The organism is Nocardia sp. NPDC050435 (assembly GCF_040655395.1).
Taxonomy (GTDB): domain Bacteria; phylum Actinomycetota; class Actinomycetes; order Mycobacteriales; family Mycobacteriaceae; genus Nocardia.
This window is the reverse complement of record NZ_JBFAJW010000018.1, coordinates 110,203-129,183: the sequence shown is the minus strand read 5'-3', so window position 1 is coordinate 129,183 and position 18,981 is coordinate 110,203. Positions and strand designations below refer to the sequence as shown.

Annotated in this window: 18 protein-coding genes; all 18 read left to right on the top strand. The window is 68.7% G+C overall.

Annotation, left to right across the window (positions count from 1 at the left end; translation table 11 throughout):
* Positions 1-161 precede the first annotated feature (161 nt).
* Positions 162-1,640, top strand: coding sequence for an SCO6880 family protein (locus tag AB0I43_RS38920; RefSeq protein WP_357433879.1), 1,479 nt, complete (start codon positions 162-164; stop codon positions 1,638-1,640).
* A complete protein-coding gene (locus tag AB0I43_RS38915; RefSeq protein WP_357433878.1) occupies positions 1,637-3,346 on the top strand; it encodes a hypothetical protein in 1,710 nt (569 codons plus the stop codon). Before AB0I43_RS38920 ends, AB0I43_RS38915 begins: the two co-directional genes overlap by 4 nt.
* Entirely contained in the window at positions 3,343-3,918 is a 576-nt protein-coding gene (locus AB0I43_RS38910; RefSeq protein ID WP_357433876.1) for a hypothetical protein, read from the top strand. Before AB0I43_RS38915 ends, AB0I43_RS38910 begins: the two co-directional genes overlap by 4 nt.
* A gap of 58 nt (positions 3,919-3,976) precedes the next feature.
* The gene (locus tag AB0I43_RS38905) at positions 3,977-4,495 is read left to right on the top strand and encodes a hypothetical protein (protein ID WP_357433874.1); all 519 of its coding nucleotides are present in this window, start codon (positions 3,977-3,979) and stop codon (positions 4,493-4,495) included.
* A gap of 89 nt (positions 4,496-4,584) precedes the next feature.
* A complete protein-coding gene (locus AB0I43_RS38900; protein WP_357433873.1) occupies positions 4,585-5,715 on the top strand; it encodes a C40 family peptidase in 1,131 nt (376 codons plus the stop codon).
* Between the two features lie 79 nt (positions 5,716-5,794).
* On the top strand, positions 5,795-6,373 hold the full coding sequence (locus AB0I43_RS38895) for a hypothetical protein (RefSeq protein WP_357433871.1): 579 nt from the start codon (positions 5,795-5,797) through the stop codon (positions 6,371-6,373).
* On the top strand, positions 6,370-6,909 hold the full coding sequence (locus AB0I43_RS38890) for a hypothetical protein (RefSeq protein ID WP_357433869.1): 540 nt from the start codon (positions 6,370-6,372) through the stop codon (positions 6,907-6,909). The genes AB0I43_RS38895 and AB0I43_RS38890 overlap by 4 nt, the downstream gene beginning before the upstream one ends.
* On the top strand, positions 6,906-8,042 hold the full coding sequence (locus AB0I43_RS38885) for a hypothetical protein (protein ID WP_357433867.1): 1,137 nt from the start codon (positions 6,906-6,908) through the stop codon (positions 8,040-8,042). The genes AB0I43_RS38890 and AB0I43_RS38885 overlap by 4 nt, the downstream gene beginning before the upstream one ends.
* Positions 8,039-8,980, top strand: a complete 942-nt coding sequence (locus AB0I43_RS38880; RefSeq protein ID WP_357433865.1) for a hypothetical protein — start codon at positions 8,039-8,041, stop codon at positions 8,978-8,980. The genes AB0I43_RS38885 and AB0I43_RS38880 overlap by 4 nt, the downstream gene beginning before the upstream one ends.
* 70 nt (positions 8,981-9,050) lie before the next feature.
* Positions 9,051-9,887 carry a hypothetical protein gene (locus tag AB0I43_RS38875; protein WP_357433863.1) on the top strand — a complete coding sequence of 279 codons (837 nt, stop codon included), beginning with the start codon at positions 9,051-9,053 and terminating at the stop codon, positions 9,885-9,887.
* Between the two features lie 23 nt (positions 9,888-9,910).
* A complete protein-coding gene (locus tag AB0I43_RS38870; protein WP_357433861.1) occupies positions 9,911-10,831 on the top strand; it encodes a hypothetical protein in 921 nt (306 codons plus the stop codon).
* Between the two features lie 14 nt (positions 10,832-10,845).
* Positions 10,846-11,871 carry a hypothetical protein gene (locus AB0I43_RS38865; protein WP_357433859.1) on the top strand — a complete coding sequence of 342 codons (1,026 nt, stop codon included), beginning with the start codon at positions 10,846-10,848 and terminating at the stop codon, positions 11,869-11,871.
* 254 nt (positions 11,872-12,125) lie between these two features.
* Positions 12,126-13,295: a hypothetical protein gene (locus AB0I43_RS38860; RefSeq protein WP_357433857.1), complete on the top strand. Its 1,170-nt coding sequence runs from the start codon at positions 12,126-12,128 to the stop codon at positions 13,293-13,295.
* A gap of 67 nt (positions 13,296-13,362) precedes the next feature.
* A complete protein-coding gene (locus AB0I43_RS38855; RefSeq protein ID WP_357433855.1) occupies positions 13,363-15,213 on the top strand; it encodes a type IV secretory system conjugative DNA transfer family protein in 1,851 nt (616 codons plus the stop codon).
* The gene (locus AB0I43_RS38850; protein WP_357433853.1) at positions 15,210-16,100 is read left to right on the top strand and encodes a DUF4913 domain-containing protein; all 891 of its coding nucleotides are present in this window, start codon (positions 15,210-15,212) and stop codon (positions 16,098-16,100) included. The genes AB0I43_RS38855 and AB0I43_RS38850 overlap by 4 nt, the downstream gene beginning before the upstream one ends.
* Positions 16,097-17,002, top strand: coding sequence for a hypothetical protein (locus tag AB0I43_RS38845; RefSeq protein WP_357433851.1), 906 nt, complete (start codon positions 16,097-16,099; stop codon positions 17,000-17,002). Before AB0I43_RS38850 ends, AB0I43_RS38845 begins: the two co-directional genes overlap by 4 nt.
* Positions 16,999-17,931 (top strand): hypothetical protein, encoded by a 933-nt coding sequence (locus AB0I43_RS38840; RefSeq protein WP_357433849.1) that lies wholly within the window; start codon positions 16,999-17,001, stop codon positions 17,929-17,931. Before AB0I43_RS38845 ends, AB0I43_RS38840 begins: the two co-directional genes overlap by 4 nt.
* Complete coding sequence (locus AB0I43_RS38835) at positions 17,928-18,884, top strand: hypothetical protein (RefSeq protein WP_357433847.1); 957 nt, start codon at positions 17,928-17,930, stop codon at positions 18,882-18,884. The genes AB0I43_RS38840 and AB0I43_RS38835 overlap by 4 nt, the downstream gene beginning before the upstream one ends.
* Positions 18,885-18,981: the final 97 nt, after the last annotated feature.

Below are 18,981 nucleotides of genomic sequence, written 5' to 3'. Positions count from 1 at the left end.
CACGCCGCCGCCGGGGCGGCGGGCCCGGGGGCGGCGGTCCTGGTGGGCGCGCAGCTGGCGAAACAAGGTGCCCAGCAAGCGATGTCGACAGCCGAGTCAGTGGTCGCCAGCTCGGCGGACAGCTTCGATTTGCACGCACCCGTGCCGGGGGAGGTACGGCGATGAGCACCAACACAAGGATGTACGGGCGCTGGGAAAAGCCACGCTCGGCCGGCTTTTTCGGGTTGACCTGGGGCGCGAGCATGCTCGGGCTCGGGCTGGTGGTGGCGATGATGGTCACGTTCATGCTCAGCCGCTCGGTCTCGGTGATCGCGGTGATGCTGCTGACCAGCGCGGTCGTGTTCGTCCCGCTGGTAGTCACCGTGCACGGCCGCACAGGCTGGGAAGTCGCCACCGTGCGCGCCCAGTACGCGATGGCGCGCCAGCGTGGGGAGTTGAGCTATCGCGCCGGGCGTTTCTCCCGGATTCCGGGCACCGCGCGTCTGCCCGGTCTGCTGGCCGATTCGAGCTTGAGCGAGTACGAGACCGCGGGCGGGCGTCGTTTCGCGATGATCCACATCCGCCGCCCCGACCACTACAGCGTGATCGTGCGGGTGGTTCCCCGCGGCAAAGAGCTCGTCGACCAGGCCCAGATCGATTCGTGGGTGGAGGGTTACGGCCAGTTCCTGGCCGCCCAGAGCCGTGGCGGTGAGGTCGTCGCGGTGACCGCGGTGCTGGAGAGCGTCGTGGAGACCCGGCTCAAGCAGCGCCGCGAGGTGGCGCGGCTCGTACGCCCGGTCGCCCCGGACTTCGCGGCCGCGGTGATGCGCGAGGCAGCCGCCGACAGCGGCGGCACCGGCGCCCGCATCGAAGCCCGCATCACCCTGACCTACCGCGCGATCGGCAAAGGCCGCATCCGCCGCGACCCCGAAGAGCAGGCCCGCGAGATCGGCCAGCGCCTGCAAGGAGTGCTGTCCCAGCTCGCGCGTGCCGGACTGCCCGCGACACCGCTGCAAGGGTGGGAGGTGATCGGGCTGGTGCGTGCCCGCTACGACTTGGCCGCCCAACGCGATATCGAGGCCGCCGGCCCGGCGCTGGCCGACACCCAATCCTGGGACAAGGCAGGGCCTTTGGCGCATGAGGACCGCTGGGACCACTACCTGCACGACGGTGCCCGCTCGATCACCTGGGAAATGGACGGCGCACCCCGGGGAGCGGTCACTGAAACCGGCCTCGAGGAACTCCTGCGGCCCCGCGCGGACGTGCCGCGCAAACGCGTCGCGATCGTCTACCGACTGCACTCGGCGGCCGAAGCCACCAAACTCGTCGACTCAGACTTCCGCGACGCCCTCGCCGCCGAACAGACCGAACGCGGAATCGCCTCCGCCTCAGCGTCTCTGCGAGTCGGCAACACCAACGCCGCCCGTCAGGAACACGCCCAAGGCGCCGGGCTGACACGGTTCGGGGTCCTGATCACCGTGACCGACACCGTGGACGCGGACATGCCCGGTATCGAAGCCAGCGTGCAGGGGATGTCGGCGGCAGCGCGGCTGGATGTGCGGCGCTGCTACGGCTCCCAAGCCGCGAGCTTCGCCGCCTCGCTGGGAATCGGGCTGATCCTGCCCGAGCACGCCTCGGTCACCAAGCGAGTTTCGGCGTGAACACACCGAACCGCCGCACCCGGCGACGCGCGCCGAGAACACAGACCGTCGCCGGAATCCGGGTGCTCACCCCGCAGGTGCGAGCACAGGTCGAAGCCGACGCCACCCGCCCCGGGTGGCGGGGAGCACGAGCACGGTTGGCGCTTTCCAGCGATGATCACCGGCGGGCCAACGCCGAACACCGGCTGGCCGATCTGGCCCGCGACGGTGGCTTCGTGAGAAAACTGGCCAAGCTCACCGCCCGCGGCTACGCCGGACCCGGTGGAGGCCGCGCCGCGGCGGTGGCCTCGACTCCGGAGTGGCGTGCCACCACCGTCCAGGTCGCCGGGCTGTGGCCTTTCGCGATCGGGGCCAGCTCCCCGATCGTCGGAACCCCGGTCGGGGTCCACTACATCACTGGCGCGCCGGTGCATTTCGATCCGATGTCGTGGTTTCTGCGCGGGTTCATGACGGCCCCGATCCTGTTCGTGCTGGCACTGAATGGTTTCGGGAAGTCCTCGCTGATCCGGCGCATCGTCACCGGCGCGGTCGCGGCCGGGGAAACCGTGTTGTGCATGGGCGACACCAAACCCGACTACCGGGATCTGGTCGTGCGTCTGGGCGGGCAAGCCATCGACATCGGCTACGGTTTCGGCTGCCTCAATCCCCTCGACGTCGGAGCTCTGGGATCGGTCCTGGACCGTCTATCCGACCCTGATCAGCGCCGCCAAGTCGCCGCCCGGGTCGAAGCCGGCCAGGTCAACATCGTCGCGGGCCTGATCGAGATCGTGCGCGGCGGCCGGGTCGCCGACTACGAAGAGACGCTCATCGCGGCTGGGCTGCGCGAACTCTACAGCGAAACAAGCGAATTCGACGCCGAGCATCCGCCGCTGCTGTCGGATCTGCTGGCGGTGATCTCCGACGGCGGCGAGCAGCTGCGTCAGTTCGCCGAAGAGGACGACACCCCCGCCTACCGGGCGAGCACGAAGACCTTGCGCCGGTCCCTGCGCGCGCTGGTCGAGGGCCCGATGGGCGCGATCTTCGACGGCCACACCACTACAGCGTTGAATCTGGACAGTCCGGCGATCTGCGTCGATGTCTCCCGGATCCCCGAGGGCGACAACAAGCTGCTGGCTGCGGTGCTGATGGTGTGTTGGTCTCAGGGGTTCGGTGCGATCGCCGCGGCTCATGCCCTCGCTGATGCCGGGCTTGGGCCCGCGCGCCTCTACGAGGTTGTGATGGACGAGATCTGGCGCGTGCTGGGTGTCGGGGAGTACATGGTCGATCGCGTCGACGCTCTGACCCGCCTGAATCGTCCGCTGGGGGCGGGGTTGATCATGTGCAGCCACACCGTCAAAGACCTGACCGCGTTCGAATCCGTTGCCTCCCAAGCCAAAGCGCTCGGCTTCTTCGAACGTGCCCGCGCGAAGATCATCGGCCCGGTCGGGCCGGAGGAAATCGAGCGGATCCGGCGCGCGGTCGGCATCACCGAAACCGAGAAACTGCTGGTCACCTCCTGGGCCGCGCCGCGCCCGCCCAGCGACGACGACACCACCGCGGCGCGGGAAGCTCCACCCGGGACTGGTTGCTTTCTGCTCAAGACCGGGGAAAGCGGTGAACCCGGAATCCCGTTCCGCATGGTTTTCACCCCGAGTGAGCGTCATGCCGACATCCATAACACGAACCAGCGCTTCACCTTCGACACCGAAACGGAGGAAAGCCGATGATCGAACCCGCCGATTTCGTGGTGCTGGGGATGGACGGCACAGCGGTCTACGGCCGCGGCGACACAGACGCCATGCTGGACGCCCTCGACGTCGACAGCATGAGACTGGCCTCTAGCGGCATTGATCCGATCCAGATCTGGTCCACCCACACAGGATCGGAACCGAACCCGCTCAGCCACCAAGTCCTCACCGCTCTCGGCCACCGCGACCCGGACGGTTGGATGGGGCCGATCGTCCTGACCACCCGCGAAGACCCCAAGTGGGTCTGCCAACCGTTCGCCGAGGACGTGCGCACGCGGGTCGACGAGGTGGTCATCGCCGCAGGCGGCACCGTCCCCTCCACCTCGGCGGTGAGCACACCCGAGAACAGTGTTGCCGCGCTCGCACCAGGCAGCGACCCCAGCCCGGCCGCCGACGCCGAGCAGGTCGCGAAGCCGGCAGAGATCACCGCGGCCATCGACGCCGCACTCGACGAGGCCACCGCTGATCCGGCGCACCTCGATCCCTCCGGCCCCGAGACCACGCCGCCAGGACCCGACCACACCACCACTTTCGGCCCCGACATGGCCTAGCGCTCAGCAAACGCAGATGCCCCGGGCGCCCCTGCCACCGCTACTCAGGAGGAAACAGTTGAGCGACAACAGCATTGAACTCGAGGCGTCTGACCTCGGTGTGCCCGACCGCCGGGTATTCATCGGATGGGACCGCGGCCTCGGCACGTTCTTCGTGCGGGTGACCGACGGATTCGATGACGACGGCGAACTCGTGTTGCGCCTCATGCTGGGCACCTGCCCCGATGAAATCAGCACCGCCGCGGCCGCGATCGAAGCCATCCGCCCCTACGCGATCATCCCCGACAACCTGCCCGCAGTGCTGGCCGCCCAGCACGACGCCCCCGGGGCACAGCAGCGCTCACCATTCGTCGCACTGATACCCCGACGGCCGGCCCCAGCTGCGCACGCCGGTCCCGGCGTGGGACCGAGTCCCGCGGATCTGATCGAAGCATGCGAGATCGGCCCGGCCGCCACACCGCACGACGCCGAAACCGATCCTGCGCCGCCCGGCCCCGAGACCATCGACGCTGCCGCCGCGCCCGAGCTGGCCCCGAGCCACCGGGCGACGCCCTCGGATCGAGGCCATCAACTATGACCGCCGCACAGGCCACCGCAACCCGCAAAACCTCCGCCGCCGGCGGTGTCTCGGCGATGTACCTGCCGGAAGCCTCGGCATGAGCCCCGATGGACTCCCCGAAAACCCTGGCAGCCGCGGCGCTGGCGCTGCCGCTGGCGCTGATCCTGATGCTGCTCGTCGTCTTCGTCGGTGCGGACCCGGCCACCTCCTGCGCGACCACCCTGGCTCCGGGAACTGCCGGGGACCCGGGAGACCCGGCCCCCGAAACGGGTTCGCTGGGATTGAACAGCCGACAGCTGGAGCTGGCGCGCAACGGCGTCGCGATCGGCAAACAGCGCGGTGCCAGCGAAACGGTGATCCTGGCCGAGCTGGTGGCACAGGCGACCGAGTCGACTTTCCGGAATCTCGCCAACTCCTCGGTGCCGGAATCATTGGCCTACACCCACGACGGCGTAGGGCACGACCACGACTCGGTCGGCCCACACCAGATGCGTGCCAGCATCTGGGGCTCGGTCGGTCTCGCGACGCTGATGGACCCCATCTATCAGATCAACTGGTTCTACGACCAAGCAGCCAAAACCTCTGGCGCCGAACAGATGACACCGCCGCAGCTGGCCCAGGCGGTGGAGCGGTCGGCACCGAATGCCTACGCCGGCCAAATGGAGCTCGCCCGGCAGGTGTACGCGGTGTTCGCCGGCATCGCCCCCTCCACGATGCCTGCGCCGCAAGCGGGGCAGCCGGCGGCGGGCTGTGGTTCGACCGGTTCGGGCGCCCCGGTTGCTGCGGCGGGCCCGTTCGGTCAGGCGGTGATCGATGCTGCCCAACGCTGGATCGGCACGCCGTACGTGTGGGGCGGGGGAGACCAAACCGGGCCGACCAAGGGCGGTTTCGACTGCTCAGGCCTCACGTTGTATGCGATCGTCCACGCCTCCGGTGGCCGAATCCTGTTGCCGCATTACACCCAAGCCCAGCAAGACCACCCCACCGCGACGATCGTGCCCTTCGCCGAGCGCGCACCGGGCGACCTGATCTTCATGACCGCCCCGGGCGACCGCGACTCCCATCATGTCGGGATCTATTACGGGCGCGACCTGCTCCTGCATGCCCCGCAAACAGGGCAAACCGTCACCATCACACCGCTATCAGCGTGGGACGGCGAGGAATTGGCGGTCCGGCGCTACTCCCCGCCAGAACCCACACCCGAACCGGGCGGGGTGCAACCACCGGCCGTCGTTTGACCGGACCGATTCCAGCGGCCCGGACACGGGCTAGCGGCGGCGTCGCAGACATCCACGGCCATCTCAGGAAGGGGCTCTAATGACGCTCTCGCTCGCACCAGCATTGCATGAAAAGCTGGACGCGCCAACCATTCTCGCTGCAATCGCGGCGATCATCAGCCATCCGGCCCGTCAGCGCGCATTCGAGCACCAGGACAACCTCGAGCGCGCGCGGGCCCGCGCCGAGCTGGCCGCGCGTAGCGCGCGGGGCCCGCAGCTGCTGCTGTCGTGCGCGGCCACCAGCGAGCAGGCCGCGATCTGCCGCCCCGACGGTCGCGTGATCTGGCGCCGGCGTTTTGCTGACCTGCCGGATGTGCGGGTCGTGACCACCCTGGATGCGATAGCCGCTGTCGCGCGCCACGCGATCTGGATCGCCGGTCGGGCTCGCCTGGAATGGGGTGCCGAGGCCGCGACGCTGCGCTTGGTCATGGACCGGCGGCGCCGCGCCCTGCACGAGCGCCTGCACCGCCACGCCTACGGCCTCGGGCTGAGCCTCGAGATCCTCGCCGACCCGAAAGGCAACCCGGCCATGGCCGCCTGCGCGGACACCACCACCGTGGACTGGCACCCCAACCTCGGGCTGACCGACCTACAACTCGCGCGCCGGATCCCGACATGAATTACCGCATCGCCAGCGCACTGTTCGTCGTCGGCGTCGGAGGGATCGCCGGTTGCGTGCGAGTCCAGCCCGCGCCCGCCTTCGTCGAGACATCCTGCACAGCGCCACGATTCGTTTCGCCGTTCACCGCGGTCGATCCCTGCTCCGCGGAAGCGGTGCTGGTCGCCGCGCTGGTGGCGATGTTCTCCTACACCCCGGCCACCGAATCCGACCAGCAGGCGGCGTTCACCGCCGCCGCACCGCTGCTGACACCCGACTACGCCGCGCGCGGGAGGTCGGCGGCCACGGTGATCCTGCCCATCACCGTCGCGACCTGGCAGCAGTGGCGCACAGCGGCGGTCGCTGTGGACGCCGAGGCCCACCTCACCGGTGATGACCACCCGGTCGACACCGACACCGCGATCTACCGCGTCATGGCCCTGACGCTACGGCCCAGCGACGCGAGCGCGTCCCTGACCTTCACCGCCTACGTCACCGCCGGCCGTACCGACCGCGCTACGGCGTGGCGGTTGAGCGGGATCGAGGTTCTGGGATGAGCGGCGGCGACCCGGTCGAAGAAGGCGGTGCCGCGGTGCGGCAAGGCTTCATCCAAGCCTTCCAAACCGGTTCGATGGTGGCCAACGCTATGCAGCGCCGCGCCGGGGAAGCCCGATCGGCGACCGAACACCATCAGCGCGTGCAGGACTCCGCGGACCGCGGGCTCCGCGAACAGCAAATCCATTGGGCGAAGTTGCAGGGCTACGCCGACCGCCAGTGGCAAGGCCAGCGCCTGTTCGAACTCGACGAGAAACTGAAACTCGATGACGGCCACCGCAAGCAGACGCTGCACGAGCGCCAGGTCGAGGGCTACGACAACCGCGAACGGTGGGGCCAAGCCGAGCACGAGGCCGACCTGGAGGTCAAAAGCGAGCAGATCCGGCGCGGCAACCACGACCTGGCACGCCGCGACGCCGAATTCCTGCGCGAGCAGCAACGACACAGCGAGGTCCACACCGAGAAGATCCAGGGCTACCAGACCCGCGCCGAGCAGAGCGCGGAAGTGCACAAACTCGATGTCAAGTACAAGGAGCTGCTGATCGAAATCCGGCGTCGCGCCGCCGGTTTCGCCGACGACTTGAGCTCTGCGGGGCGCGTGGACGCCGAGGCGATGAAGGCCGCCGCCGGGTTCGCCGCCGCGGAGTACACCGCCGATCTGTCCGGCGATCACGCCGCCCACGCCCAGGCCTATCGCGAGCGTTTCACCGCCGACACCGGCCTGGACGCCGAGGACATCCTCGACGATCTCGACACCGAGATCCGCCACAAGGCCAGCAACCCCGGTCCGGAGATCCTCGACGCCGAAATCGTCGGCGCCGCACCGCAGGCACCTGCTCCGGCATCGCTGCTGGATGTGGTCGACGCCGAGATCATCACCGACCCTGACCTGCTCGCCTCCCTGCACGCGGTCGCCGGGCTCACCGAGGACCTGACCACCCTGGCCCACGCCGACCACGACGCCCCGATTTTCAGCGAGCAGGACGCGAGCAGCGAACCCGGTGCCCGGATCGGCGAGGCCATCCACGACGCCGGCTTGACCGGCGAGGTCGGGATCGGGCTGGACCCCGAACCAGAGGTACCGGCACCGGGACTGGGCCCTGGTGCGGGCATCGAGGCAGGAACCCAGCCATGAGCGCGCCGATACCGAATCCGCTGCTGGCCCGCGAACTGCTCAGTTCGCTGCAGAACATGCACGTGCGGATGAAAGAAACCGTCGAGAATGCGCAATTCGGTTGGCAGAGTGAACGACTCGGCTCGACCCGGGCCTGGCAGGAGCAACTGAGCGGCCAGAGCCTGGCCGCGCAAGCCTTCGCCGAACAGGCCGCCGCGATCGGTGTCCCGCAGGCGTGGATCGATCACGTGCGCGATCTCGGGGACAAAGGATTGGAGTGGCGAGCGGGCCAGAGGATGCCCGACGCCGCCGGTGTCGACCGCACCGACCTGCTGGCCGGATTGTCCGGGCAGGTCGGACGTCTCAACGAGATCGCCGCGCTACGGACGGTTTTTGTCGAGCGGTTCGGTCCACCCGATTCGCGTGCCGAGCTGTTCTGCCGGGAGGTGATGAGCGCGCTGCGCGAGCGCATCGGCGCGCTCGCTTTCGCGCTCGACCTCACCGCCGGTGAGCGCGCCGGGTTGTGGGGCCAGGCTGGCCGCGACATCAGGGTCCTCGCCGCGGGCTACCGCAGTCTCGGCGACCGGACTCTGGTCGAGCTGTGGGAGGCGCGAACGACCGCGATCGCGGTGATGGGCGAGCACGTGGCCGCCGAGGTCCTCGATCGCGCCGGCGCCAGCGTCGATGTCAGTGCGGCCGCTGGAGGGCTGCCCCCGACCGCGGAGGAGCTGATGCGGACCGGCAACGCCGAACTCGGTACATCCACGAGCCTGCTCACCACCGACATCGCCGCGACGATCCCCATCAGCGACGCGGGGACGGCGATAGGACACGCGATCGAGGCCGCAGGAATCGGCGCCGATCCCTCCGCCACCGAATCCAACAGCCACGACTTCGAAGCGAGCCCAGCGACAGAGCCTGGCAACGACGTCGAGCTGCACGGACCCGATCCGACCTGACCCCCATCCACAGCCATTCCAGGACACATACCAGCACACCCGCCACCGAGGCGGGGGAGAGGAAAACGAGATGACCCAACAACACACACCGCCGCGACCGAGCTGGAGCGAGCTGATCCAGAACCGCGCCGCCTGGCACACCGAGGTGCTCAGCCAAGGACCCCTGGATGAGATCACCAGCCTCTACGACGAAGTCGTCGTGACAGTGCGGTGGCGGATGCGGCTGATGGCACTCGACCTCGAACGCCGCGAGACCGAATGGCAAGCGCGCGCCGAAGGCCTGAGCCGGCGCGAGATCGCCGGAGCCCGCGCACGCGGGCGGGCGGGGCTGAGTGCGGGCGAGCAGCAGCACACCATGACCACCTTCAGCGAACTCACCGATCGCGACCGGGTGACGATGCGTATCGCCGACGATGTCTTCGTCCTCGAGCACATGGCTCTCGTGGCCGCCGCCCACGGGCGGCGAGTACTCACCCCTGGAGGTGAAGTCACCGAACTGGTCGAGACCGAAGAAGCCTTGCTGCGCAACATGGCCGCCTTATGGCAGCGGATGCGGCTGTTGGTCCAGCTCGAAAGACTCAGCTCCCGAGAATGCTGGCGGCTGTGGGGGCCTGACAACGATAGCTGGCGGACGCTGCTGCGCACTACCGTGCCCACCTACACCGACGCCGAACTCGAACGATGGTGGCAGGCCCACGCCAGCCCGGGAATTCGGGAGGAGATCCACGACGAGGTCGTGATACTGCGAACAATGGTCGACGCTCTCGGACCGTGGGATCACCTCGAAGATCCCCTCGCGCCGACCTCGACGCTACTTGCGGCCTACGACCCCAAACCATCCAACACCGCGCCCGCACCCCATGGCACGGATGACACCCCGGCCACGCGGCCGGACCCGAGCCGATGACAGGCCCCAGTACCCGGCCCGACATGGATGAGCCCGCCCTACGAGGGCCCTCGCGGCCCGCGATCCACGAGCACCTGCTCAAGACCGCCCAGAATCTGAGCGCCGAACGCCACGACGTGCAACGCCAGCTGGATCAGGCCCGGCACACGCTGGCACCAGTATCGGCCGCCGAGGAACGCGACTGGCAACGCCGCCTGACCGAACTGGCCCATCTGCGTGACATCGTTGTCGAACAAGCCACCGATATCGGGGTACCGGCAACGGCACTCGATACCGTCCTCATGCGTGGTGAACAGGGCCGGCGATGGCAGCGCAACCAGCCGACGCCGCGCGCGGACACCGGCGACCGCCTCCACCTGGTCAACGGTCTGCTGGCGCACGTGCGCCGGTACAACAACATGGCCGCGATCGCCCGCGCCTATGAGCAGCGCTTCGGTGATTCCGCGGGCACCGCGTCGATGTATCACCGGGCCGCGATGGACGCGCTGCACGAACGCATCGGCGCAGTCGCCTACGCGTTGGCTCTGAGTCCCACCGAGCGCGAATTCGTGTGGGGGCATTCGGAATACATCGTCGCCACGATGACCACCCACTACCTCGACGGTGACGCCGCCGACCTGGTCGCCCGCTGGGACAGCGACGCGACCGGCGCGAACTGGCAGCGCGAATACCAACAGGGAGAGCCCCTGCGTGCCGCGGGCATCACCCGCGAGGCGATCACCGCGGCCGGGCAACTCCCGCCCACTCCCTACGCGCTGATTACCGCCCTGGGCTCAGAACTGTCGATACGCGACCACACCGCGAGCGCACCCGAGCGCGGCGGATCAGCGATCAGCTCAGCGATCGAAGCCGCCGATCCCAGCACCGACCCCACCGATCCCGCCGGCGTCGAACCCGACCCGCCGACCGGTCCCGACCCGGCCCCACCCGGCCTGGACCCCTGAGCGAGGAGGACCTCGTGCACGACACCCCTACCGAACCGATCCCCGTCCTCGGCAACCAGCAAGCGGACTCACACCCTGCGCCATCCGAGCAGATCTCCAAGAACGACCGGGTCCCGGCCACACCGCCCAACCCGCGATGGCAGGCCCAGCTGTTGCGGCGGGTCCAGCACTGGGCCGCCGAGCTCACCCGGATTTCCGAGCTCGGTCCCGCCGGGTACGACGGCACCGACCTCACACCCGCCCAGGAGTGGGCCTCGCAGATCAACGCGCTGCAAGCCGCACTCGAGTCCGCCGAGGACCTCGCCCGCCAAGCCGGTCTCGAACCCGCCTGGATCGAGGACATCCGCGAACTCGGCCACCGCACCGCCACAACCGCACCCCAAGCCGATCCCACGCCGGGCACCGTGACCGCGGCGACCTCGGCCCAGCAGTTCCTGGTGGACATGATGAACCTGGACCTGTGGAATCTGCAGCGCATGGCGTTTCTGGTCGCCGCCTACCAAGACCGAGTCGCGACCGGCCGCTCGAGCATCACCTTCACCCCGCAGCAGCGCCAGCAGTTCGGTGAGACCATGCGGGCTCACTGGACCAAAGCCACCCGGCTCGCCCAAGCGGCGGGAATCACCGCCGCCGAAGCCGAGCAGTCCTGGGGTGTCGGCAGCAACGGATGGCACGCGCTGCATCGAAGCTATGTCAGCGCGCACGACGAAGCCGGACTGGTCGCGGAGATGCGCCGATACCTGCGCGCCGAGCACGTGACCACGCTGCCGCCCGGGGTCGCTGCCGAAGACCCTGGATCAACCCCCGGCGCGCCGAGCGTGCCCACCCCCGAAGACCTGGTCGCCGACGCCTACGCCGCAATCCGCGCCAACTTCATCGATACCGCGGTCGCCGACCTCGAGGGAGGGCGTGCCGCCGCTGAGGCGATCGAGAGCGCCCTGCCCGCCGCCGAGGCCACAGATCGCTCGGCCACCACCACCGACCTCGATCAGAGCCTGGCAGGTCCCACCCTAGAGCTCGGGGCGGGGCCCGGCCCCTGACTGCGCTGCCAAGACCCACACGCGTGCAGGTCTTCTCGACGGCTGTAGGTGCCAGCCGCCCAGGAGGCAACAACCCATCGGGGACATCAGCAAACCACCGCCCAGCAGGAAAACCTTTCCCGCGCGCGGCTTGCCGGCAAGGTCACGATGTCCAACACCTACCGTTCGAAATCCCGCGAAACCCCTTCTGCCCGTTGCGAAGTCATTGGCACGGCTGTTGAACACCGCACCGTTCCCGCCGGGGAAGCGCCGCGATGAGCTGGCAGGACCCACCGCGCGACTTCACGGACCCGGCGTACTACGCCGACGCGTCCTCCGACACCGAGCGCGAGTTGCGCGCGGCGTTCGCGAAATTCCATCTGCTGGGTGAGATCGAGCCCGAAGCCGACACACCCGACCGGATCGCCGAACGCAACGCCGCCGCCCACGAGATCAGCCACCCCTGGGAAAACCATCCCGACGTGCGTTGGCGGTGGCTGTGGCGCCAGCTCGACGTCGAGGCGACCCAGTGGGAGATCGATCCCGACCGCACCCGCGCCCTCTACGACGATCTCGCCCGGGCACGCGAGGCCGGTCAGCCCGGCGTCGACGAGCTGACCTGGCGCACCCTGCGCCAAACCCGCGAACTCACCAGCCACACCGACGGCCCCTCCTCTGCCTCCGCCCGCGCCGGCTGGTGGCTGCCCGGCCCGCAACTACGTGCGATCACCAACGCCGACCACAGGGTTGGTGCGAGGGCACCTGGCCGTCATCTGCGGGCGGTCCCCGACAGCGGCACCGAGACAACCCGCAGTGCCGCCGACCGCGCACTCGGGGCTCCGCGGGATTTGCGGCTGCTGGACATGGCCGAGGTCGCGAAAACGATCGCCGACACCGACGCCTTGCTGAACCACCAGGAACTAACAGGTGACCTCGACCCCGGCACCGATCGACAGACCGCGCGAGCACCGAATTCGCTGCGAGACAACACAGTCGATGCCGCCGCAGCCCTTGCCGAGCGGCAAAGCCGACACGCGTACCTGCTGGCCCAGGTATACGACCTGGCCGCCCAGCACGCACGCCTGAACGCGGACTGGGACCCCGATCCCGACTACGCCCACGCCCGGATCGAACACCTCGAGGAGCTGAACAACCTCCTGCACGGTGCGCGCCGCTCCGCCGCGTCGGCCGGGGTCCAGGACGCGGCGATCAGCGCCGCCTACCGCGCCGGACGCGACTCGGTCCCGATAGACGCCGACCCCGTCCCGGCCTACGACCCGGATCCGGGCCTGGCCCTCGAGAGCGGCGGCCATGAGATCGGCTCGGCCATCGACGCGGCACTGCCGGACCTCGTCCCGGAATGGGACAGCCCCGAAATCTCGGACGCCGGGCAGCCGGCGGCCGAATCCATCCACCTCTCCCACAGCGAGGAGCTGAATCGATGAACGCCCCGACAACCGCGCATCCGCCCCGTGGTCGATCTGCCGACGACACGCAGGCCGGTGAGCGGCTATGACCGCCTCCCGGGAAGCGCGGCGACGTCGCGTCGGTGGGCTCGGCCCTGAGCTCTCGGCACTGCTGCTGGCTCTCGCCGCGATCACAATCGTGCTACTGGCGTGGGCGGCGTTGAGTATTGGACGCTGGTGGGCCGGGCTCGCGGTCACCGGCCACCCCTTCCTTGCCTTGCTCGAAGTCATGACCGGACAGCGGCAGTGGCCGTGGCAGTCCACACTCGTCGCCGTCCTGTTGTGCGCGCCGCTGCCCGCCGTCGCGTGGGCGGCGCGTCGCTTGATGCGAGGAAGACGACGAATAGACGCCGCTGCACGCACGATGCAGAGCCCTGGTGAGCTCGAGATCGGGCGAGCGGCGGCGAACGCCGCCGCAGCACGGCGGCTGCTCAAAGACGCGCCGGCACAGGTGCAGGCGTGTAAGGGGCCGCCGCTGGGACGCACCGTCCTGGGGAACATGTGGCTGTATCTGCCTGCGGAGCTGGGTGTGTTCATCGCGGCCGGACAACGTTCGGGCAAAACGGTGGCCTGGGCGATCCCCGCGGTGCTGTCGGGCTGGGGCCCCGTGCTGGCCACCAGCAACAAACCCGACCTGTATCGCGCGACCGCGCACGCGCGCGCTGAACAGGGCAGCCGTATCTGGGTGTGTGACTTGCAAGCGGTCACCGGCCGGGTCGAGATCGGGTTCTGGGTCGATCTGCTCGCCCAGGTCGCACATCTGCCCGCCGCGCGCAAACTCGCCAGCTTCTTCATCGGCCAGGAAGACGAAAACACCCGCGCGGACGCCTATTTCGACGGTGGTGCGCGCGAACTGCTGGCGCTGTATCTGTTCGCTGCGGCCATGGCGGGCGGAGACCTGATGCATGCCACCGAGTGGCTCGGCCGTGACCAGGACCCGACCCCGGCACTGATTCTGCGCCATCACCGCCACACTCGCGCAGCCGAACGGATCATGGAAGCCCAAGCGCTCTATGCCCGCCAGCGCGACGGGCTCTACGACATGGCGCGACGGCACCTCAACGTGCTGACCCATGAGGGCTACGCCGCGGTCATCACCCCTCCGGCGCGCCGCAGGATCACCGTCAGCGAAACCCGCGACGGCACCATCGCCATCAACGCCACCAAGGGCCCGGTCACGCACACGCTGCCGCAGTTCGACCCGCGCGCCTTCGTCGAGAGCAACGACACCCTCTACGCCCTATCGATGGCCGGGGCCGACTCGGCGACCCCGCTGACCTCGGCACTGGTCGGGCAAATCGTGGAAGCCGGACTCGAGGTAGCCCGCGCGCGCACGGACGGACGGTTGAAGGTTCCGCTGCTGGCGGTGCTGGACGAAGCCGCCAACACCGCCCGCATCACCGCCCTGCCGGAGTATTACACCTACTGCGGCGGCTGCGGCATCCTGCTGATGACGATCGTGCAGGTCCTCGAACAGGGCGAAACACTGTGGGGCGCCAAAGGATTGTCGACCATCCGTGCCCAGTCGATAGAAATCTACGGCGGCAACATCGCCGAACTGAACTACCTCGAGCACTGGTCACGCACCATCGGCCAACACGAAGTCGCCGACCGCACCCGAAGCATCCAGCCCGGCGGCCCGAGTCGGTCGATGACCTGGCGCACCGAACCGATCCTCGATGTCGCCGAACTCAGCAGGATGCCCAAAGACCGAGCCCTGATCCGGCTCCCGGGCTACGGGCCGATCCTCCTGCGCAAAGTGCCGTGGTACGAGAACCCCGATTTCAGTGCCGCGGTGCAACGTTCACTAGCTCGATTCGAACGCGACCCGGCAACTCTGATGATCACTGACCCCGATCCGGGGACCGGCGCCGGCGGGCAGGTGCCGCGGCGATGAGCACACCTAGCCCCAACCCCACCCCGGCGTCCAGCAGCCCGAAGAAAGCTCCGCAGCCGCCGAAGTATCGGGACTTCGCCGAGTTCACGCACAAGTGGCTGCTGCCCGGAATCAATGTGCGCCTGGCCGAGTCCCAGCGTGAGAACACCTACACCTGGTGCCGTCAATGGTGGCGCCACCGCCCGGTCGCGGTCCGGATCGCGCACCTGCACAACGCCTTCGAAGCCTCACGACGCACCAAGACGGGCAACTCGCTGAGCTCGTTTCTGCTCAACCATTTCGACCCGCATCTGCGCATCATCCTCGACGCCGCCAACGGGCCCCTGCACCGCTGCTCACGCACCCATCACACCGCCCTGGCCGCGCTGACCGCGGACCCGGTGCCGCCGGGCTGGTTCCCGGCACCGGCCAAACCCGCCCCCGCACCCGAGGAAGGCGAGAAGGAGAAGCCGCAGCCGGTGTTCGAGCGCTGGTACGACTGGGTCGAGCAATGGCTGCTCCCGGTCACCGCGGTCCAGATCACCTCGAACGCCCGCGAAGGCACCTACAGCTGGTGCCGGCAGTGGTGGACCCATCACGAGGTCTGCGTCCGTTTGGCCGCGGTGCACGCGGTGTTCGAAGCCGCCGGCCGCGCCGAGGACAAGTCGGCGATGAGCACACTGTTCGTCCGCCACATCGACCCGCACCTGCGCGCCATCCTCGACGCCGCCAACGGCCCACTGCACCGCTGCTCGACCAGCCAGCACGTCGACCTGACGGGCCTGCCCGCGACACCGGTGCCGCTGGCCTGGTTCGGCCCGCCCGGGGAGAAGACACCGATCGAGCGGCTGGGCTTCGGACCCGACTTCCGCGCCCTGGGCACGGCACTGGGCGGTGACCGGTCATGAAAAAACCCACCCGCGCACAAACCCGGGTCCTGCAAGGCTTGCACGCCTACGCCACCGAGCTCGGCCAGCTGACACGCGAAGCCCAGCAGCAACGCGAAACCACAGGATCGACTCCAGGCCGAGAATGGTTCGACCGCTACCACCAGTACGCCATCCTGCACGAAGCCCTGACCTCGGCCGCCCACGCCGCAGCAGTACCTCCGCAATGGATCGGCCACGCCCGCGACGCCGGTGAACGCGGCATCGCCTGGGCCGAGGTCGAGTTCATGAAACCCGCCGTGCCCGACTGGGATCGAGTCTTCGGCGACCTCACCGCGCAGGCCCGACAGCTCTGCGAATGGACCGCCCTCGATACCGCCCGCCGGCAACTCGGGCCGGTACCGGCCAAAACCGGCGAGGCATTCGACCGCAACCTCACCGCGCTGCGGTCCCGGCTCACCGGGGTGGTGAACCTGCTCGACCTCAATCCCGGCGACGGCGAACAACTCTGGGGAACCATCGGCGACTGGGTCGAAACCGGCCACCAATTGCTGGCCGACCACCCGGCCGAATCGATTTTCCAGCGCTGGGAAACCGCCGGGCGCGTGGACACGGAATCGCTGGCGTGGCAAGCGACAACCTTGGCTCAGGCACGCATCAAAATCCTCACCTCGGTGGCGCTACCGGACCACGACCTGCTGACCGCGCGCTTGGGTGTGCTCACGCTGGGGCAACCGTCCTTGTTCCTCCACCCGCGTAACGGTGCCGACATCAGCGCCGCAGTCCAGGCCGCCGAAGCAGACCTCACCTGCGTCGAACCAGTTTTCAGCGCCGTCGACCCACCCGAGTCAGCCCTCGTCTACGAGGCGGATACCGTGGCGGCCCCGGAATTCCGCGCCGCCGCGCGCGAGGTGGACCTATGACCGAGCCAGCGAGGCGGCAGGTCCGCGTCGGAGACATCGCGCCCGAGCACGCGGCGCTGCTGCGCAGAGTCCATGAACTCGCCGCCGAATCCACCCGGATGCGACTGGCGGCCCCGAGCTCTGGACGTGAGGTCGCACAGTGGAAACGGCTGGGCGAGCGTCTGGACTTGATCCACCGCGAGCGCCGCACGGTCGAAGCCTCCGCGCGCGCCCAAGGCGTCCCCGAGCCCTGGATCAAAGCCGCTCGCACCCACGGCGCCGAAGGCCAAACCTGGACAGCAAATCAGCTGCTGGCCCCGGCAAGGACAGGAGGTTTGCGGACCACCCGAAAGGTCGCAGCCGAAGCGCAACGCCTGGCCCACATGGCGGCAATAGGCGTTGTCCGCAAACATCTCCGCACCGCTGCGGGCTTGGCGAGCACCGATGCGGAGCGTGCTGGCGCGCAACGCTTCCGACGAAACTTCGAAGCCGTCCGGCGGGGCGTCGAAGTCATCGCCGCCTCGACCGGGATGGGCCGGTGGGAAACAGCCATCGCCTTCGCCGCCGCCAATCGCCACCTCAACTTCCACATCGACCAATACCTGACCTACGACCTCACAGCTCTGGATGCGCTCTACCTACCGCTCACCGACAGCGCCATCCTGACCGAGGTCGCCAGATCGATCAAGCACACGCGCGCCTCACCGTCGGCCACCGCAAACAGCCCCGGCGCGAACGGGGTCCCCAGCGCCAAAGCTCTGCTCGATCACGCCCGCCACGCGCTGGTCGCGGTCGATACCCCCGAATTCGGGTCCGGCGCGGCGATCGAGACAGCGATCTCGGCAGCACTCTGGGATCCGGCAGCCCTGGACTGGGAACCCAGCACCGACGGCAACGGACTCGATAACGCCGTCCCCCAGGCCGCCCCCGAGATCGGACCAGAGCGGTGACCTCACCCGCGACGCGGCCCGTCCGGCTGGGCGACATCGAGCCCGAAAAGGCACGGATGCTGCACGAGATCCACGCCCTGGCAGCCGAATCTGCACGTCTGCGGCGAGAGATACCGGTCACCGAACGACAGGTCACCGACTGGGTCCACCTGCACGAACGCCTGGACAAAATCCACCGCCAGCGCGAGCTCACCGAAATCACCGCACGCGAGCACGGCCTCGCGCCGCAATGGATCGAACTGGCACGAATGCGCGGCATCGAGGGCAAGGACCTGACCGGAGATCAGCTCCTGCCACCGACAAGCCGGGCACCTGGATGGCGGACCCCGCATCGGCTCGCCTCCGACGCCGAACGGATGGTCTACATGGCTGCGGTGCACACGGTGCGCAACCATCTGCGCGCGAACGCTGGGCTGACTGTCGAAGCCGATCCCGCTGCTGTGCAACGCTTCACACGCAATCTCGATGCTTTGCGCAATCGTGCCGCAGCGATCGCGGCTTCACCTGCGGTGTCGGCCTCGAAAGTCCTCCACGCCTTCGCTGGAGTCAACGCTCTGCTCGAGGGTGAGATCGGTCAATACCTGACCTACTCTCTCGCCGATCTCGAGGCGCTGTGGTGGCCTCTGACCAGCCGAGCTATGGGGTCTGACCTGCGCAAGTCGATCAAGAACCTGCGCGCTGCCGCTGCCGAGGGCAACACCGACCGCAACCACGCGTTGATCCCGGCCAGTGAGGACCTGCTCGAGCAAGCACACCTAGCACTCGCCGCGGCTATCACAACCGGCCCCGATGCCGGCGGTGGCGCGGCGATCGAGGCCGCGATCTCGGCCGGTCTCAGCGAATCTGCGGCCCTGGCCTGGGAGCCCGCTACCGACACCGGCGAAACCGCCGCCGCGACCGTCGAGAACCGGCGTGCGATCGGCGCCAAAACGCTTACCGCCGAACCGCCATAACCGCGCTCCGCCCTCGGCGTCGCCCCAACAGCCCCACCACGTCAGGAGAAGACATGCACCCACCTCGACCCCACGGGTTCGACCGCCCCGAACGCGT

What these genes read in the sequence shown, in the direction of transcription:
- AB0I43_RS38860 (WP_357433857.1), top strand. Translation starts at nt 12,126, where the DNA reads ATGAGCTGGCAGGACCCACCGCGCGACTTCACGGACCCGGCGTACTAC.
- AB0I43_RS38870 (WP_357433861.1), top strand. Translation starts at nt 9,911, where the DNA reads ATGGATGAGCCCGCCCTACGAGGGCCCTCGCGGCCCGCGATCCACGAG.
- AB0I43_RS38895 (WP_357433871.1), top strand. Translation starts at nt 5,795, where the DNA reads ATGACGCTCTCGCTCGCACCAGCATTGCATGAAAAGCTGGACGCGCCA.
- AB0I43_RS38845 (WP_357433851.1), top strand. Translation starts at nt 16,097, where the DNA reads ATGAAAAAACCCACCCGCGCACAAACCCGGGTCCTGCAAGGCTTGCAC.
- AB0I43_RS38880 (WP_357433865.1), top strand. Translation starts at nt 8,039, where the DNA reads ATGAGCGCGCCGATACCGAATCCGCTGCTGGCCCGCGAACTGCTCAGT.
- AB0I43_RS38910 (WP_357433876.1), top strand. Translation starts at nt 3,343, where the DNA reads ATGATCGAACCCGCCGATTTCGTGGTGCTGGGGATGGACGGCACAGCG.
- AB0I43_RS38855 (WP_357433855.1), top strand. Translation starts at nt 13,363, where the DNA reads ATGACCGCCTCCCGGGAAGCGCGGCGACGTCGCGTCGGTGGGCTCGGC.
- AB0I43_RS38875 (WP_357433863.1), top strand. Translation starts at nt 9,051, where the DNA reads ATGACCCAACAACACACACCGCCGCGACCGAGCTGGAGCGAGCTGATC.
- AB0I43_RS38885 (WP_357433867.1), top strand. Translation starts at nt 6,906, where the DNA reads ATGAGCGGCGGCGACCCGGTCGAAGAAGGCGGTGCCGCGGTGCGGCAA.
- AB0I43_RS38890 (WP_357433869.1), top strand. Translation starts at nt 6,370, where the DNA reads ATGAATTACCGCATCGCCAGCGCACTGTTCGTCGTCGGCGTCGGAGGG.
- AB0I43_RS38920 (WP_357433879.1), top strand. Translation starts at nt 162, where the DNA reads ATGAGCACCAACACAAGGATGTACGGGCGCTGGGAAAAGCCACGCTCG.
- AB0I43_RS38840 (WP_357433849.1), top strand. Translation starts at nt 16,999, where the DNA reads ATGACCGAGCCAGCGAGGCGGCAGGTCCGCGTCGGAGACATCGCGCCC.
- AB0I43_RS38850 (WP_357433853.1), top strand. Translation starts at nt 15,210, where the DNA reads ATGAGCACACCTAGCCCCAACCCCACCCCGGCGTCCAGCAGCCCGAAG.
- AB0I43_RS38900 (WP_357433873.1), top strand. Translation starts at nt 4,585, where the DNA reads ATGGACTCCCCGAAAACCCTGGCAGCCGCGGCGCTGGCGCTGCCGCTG.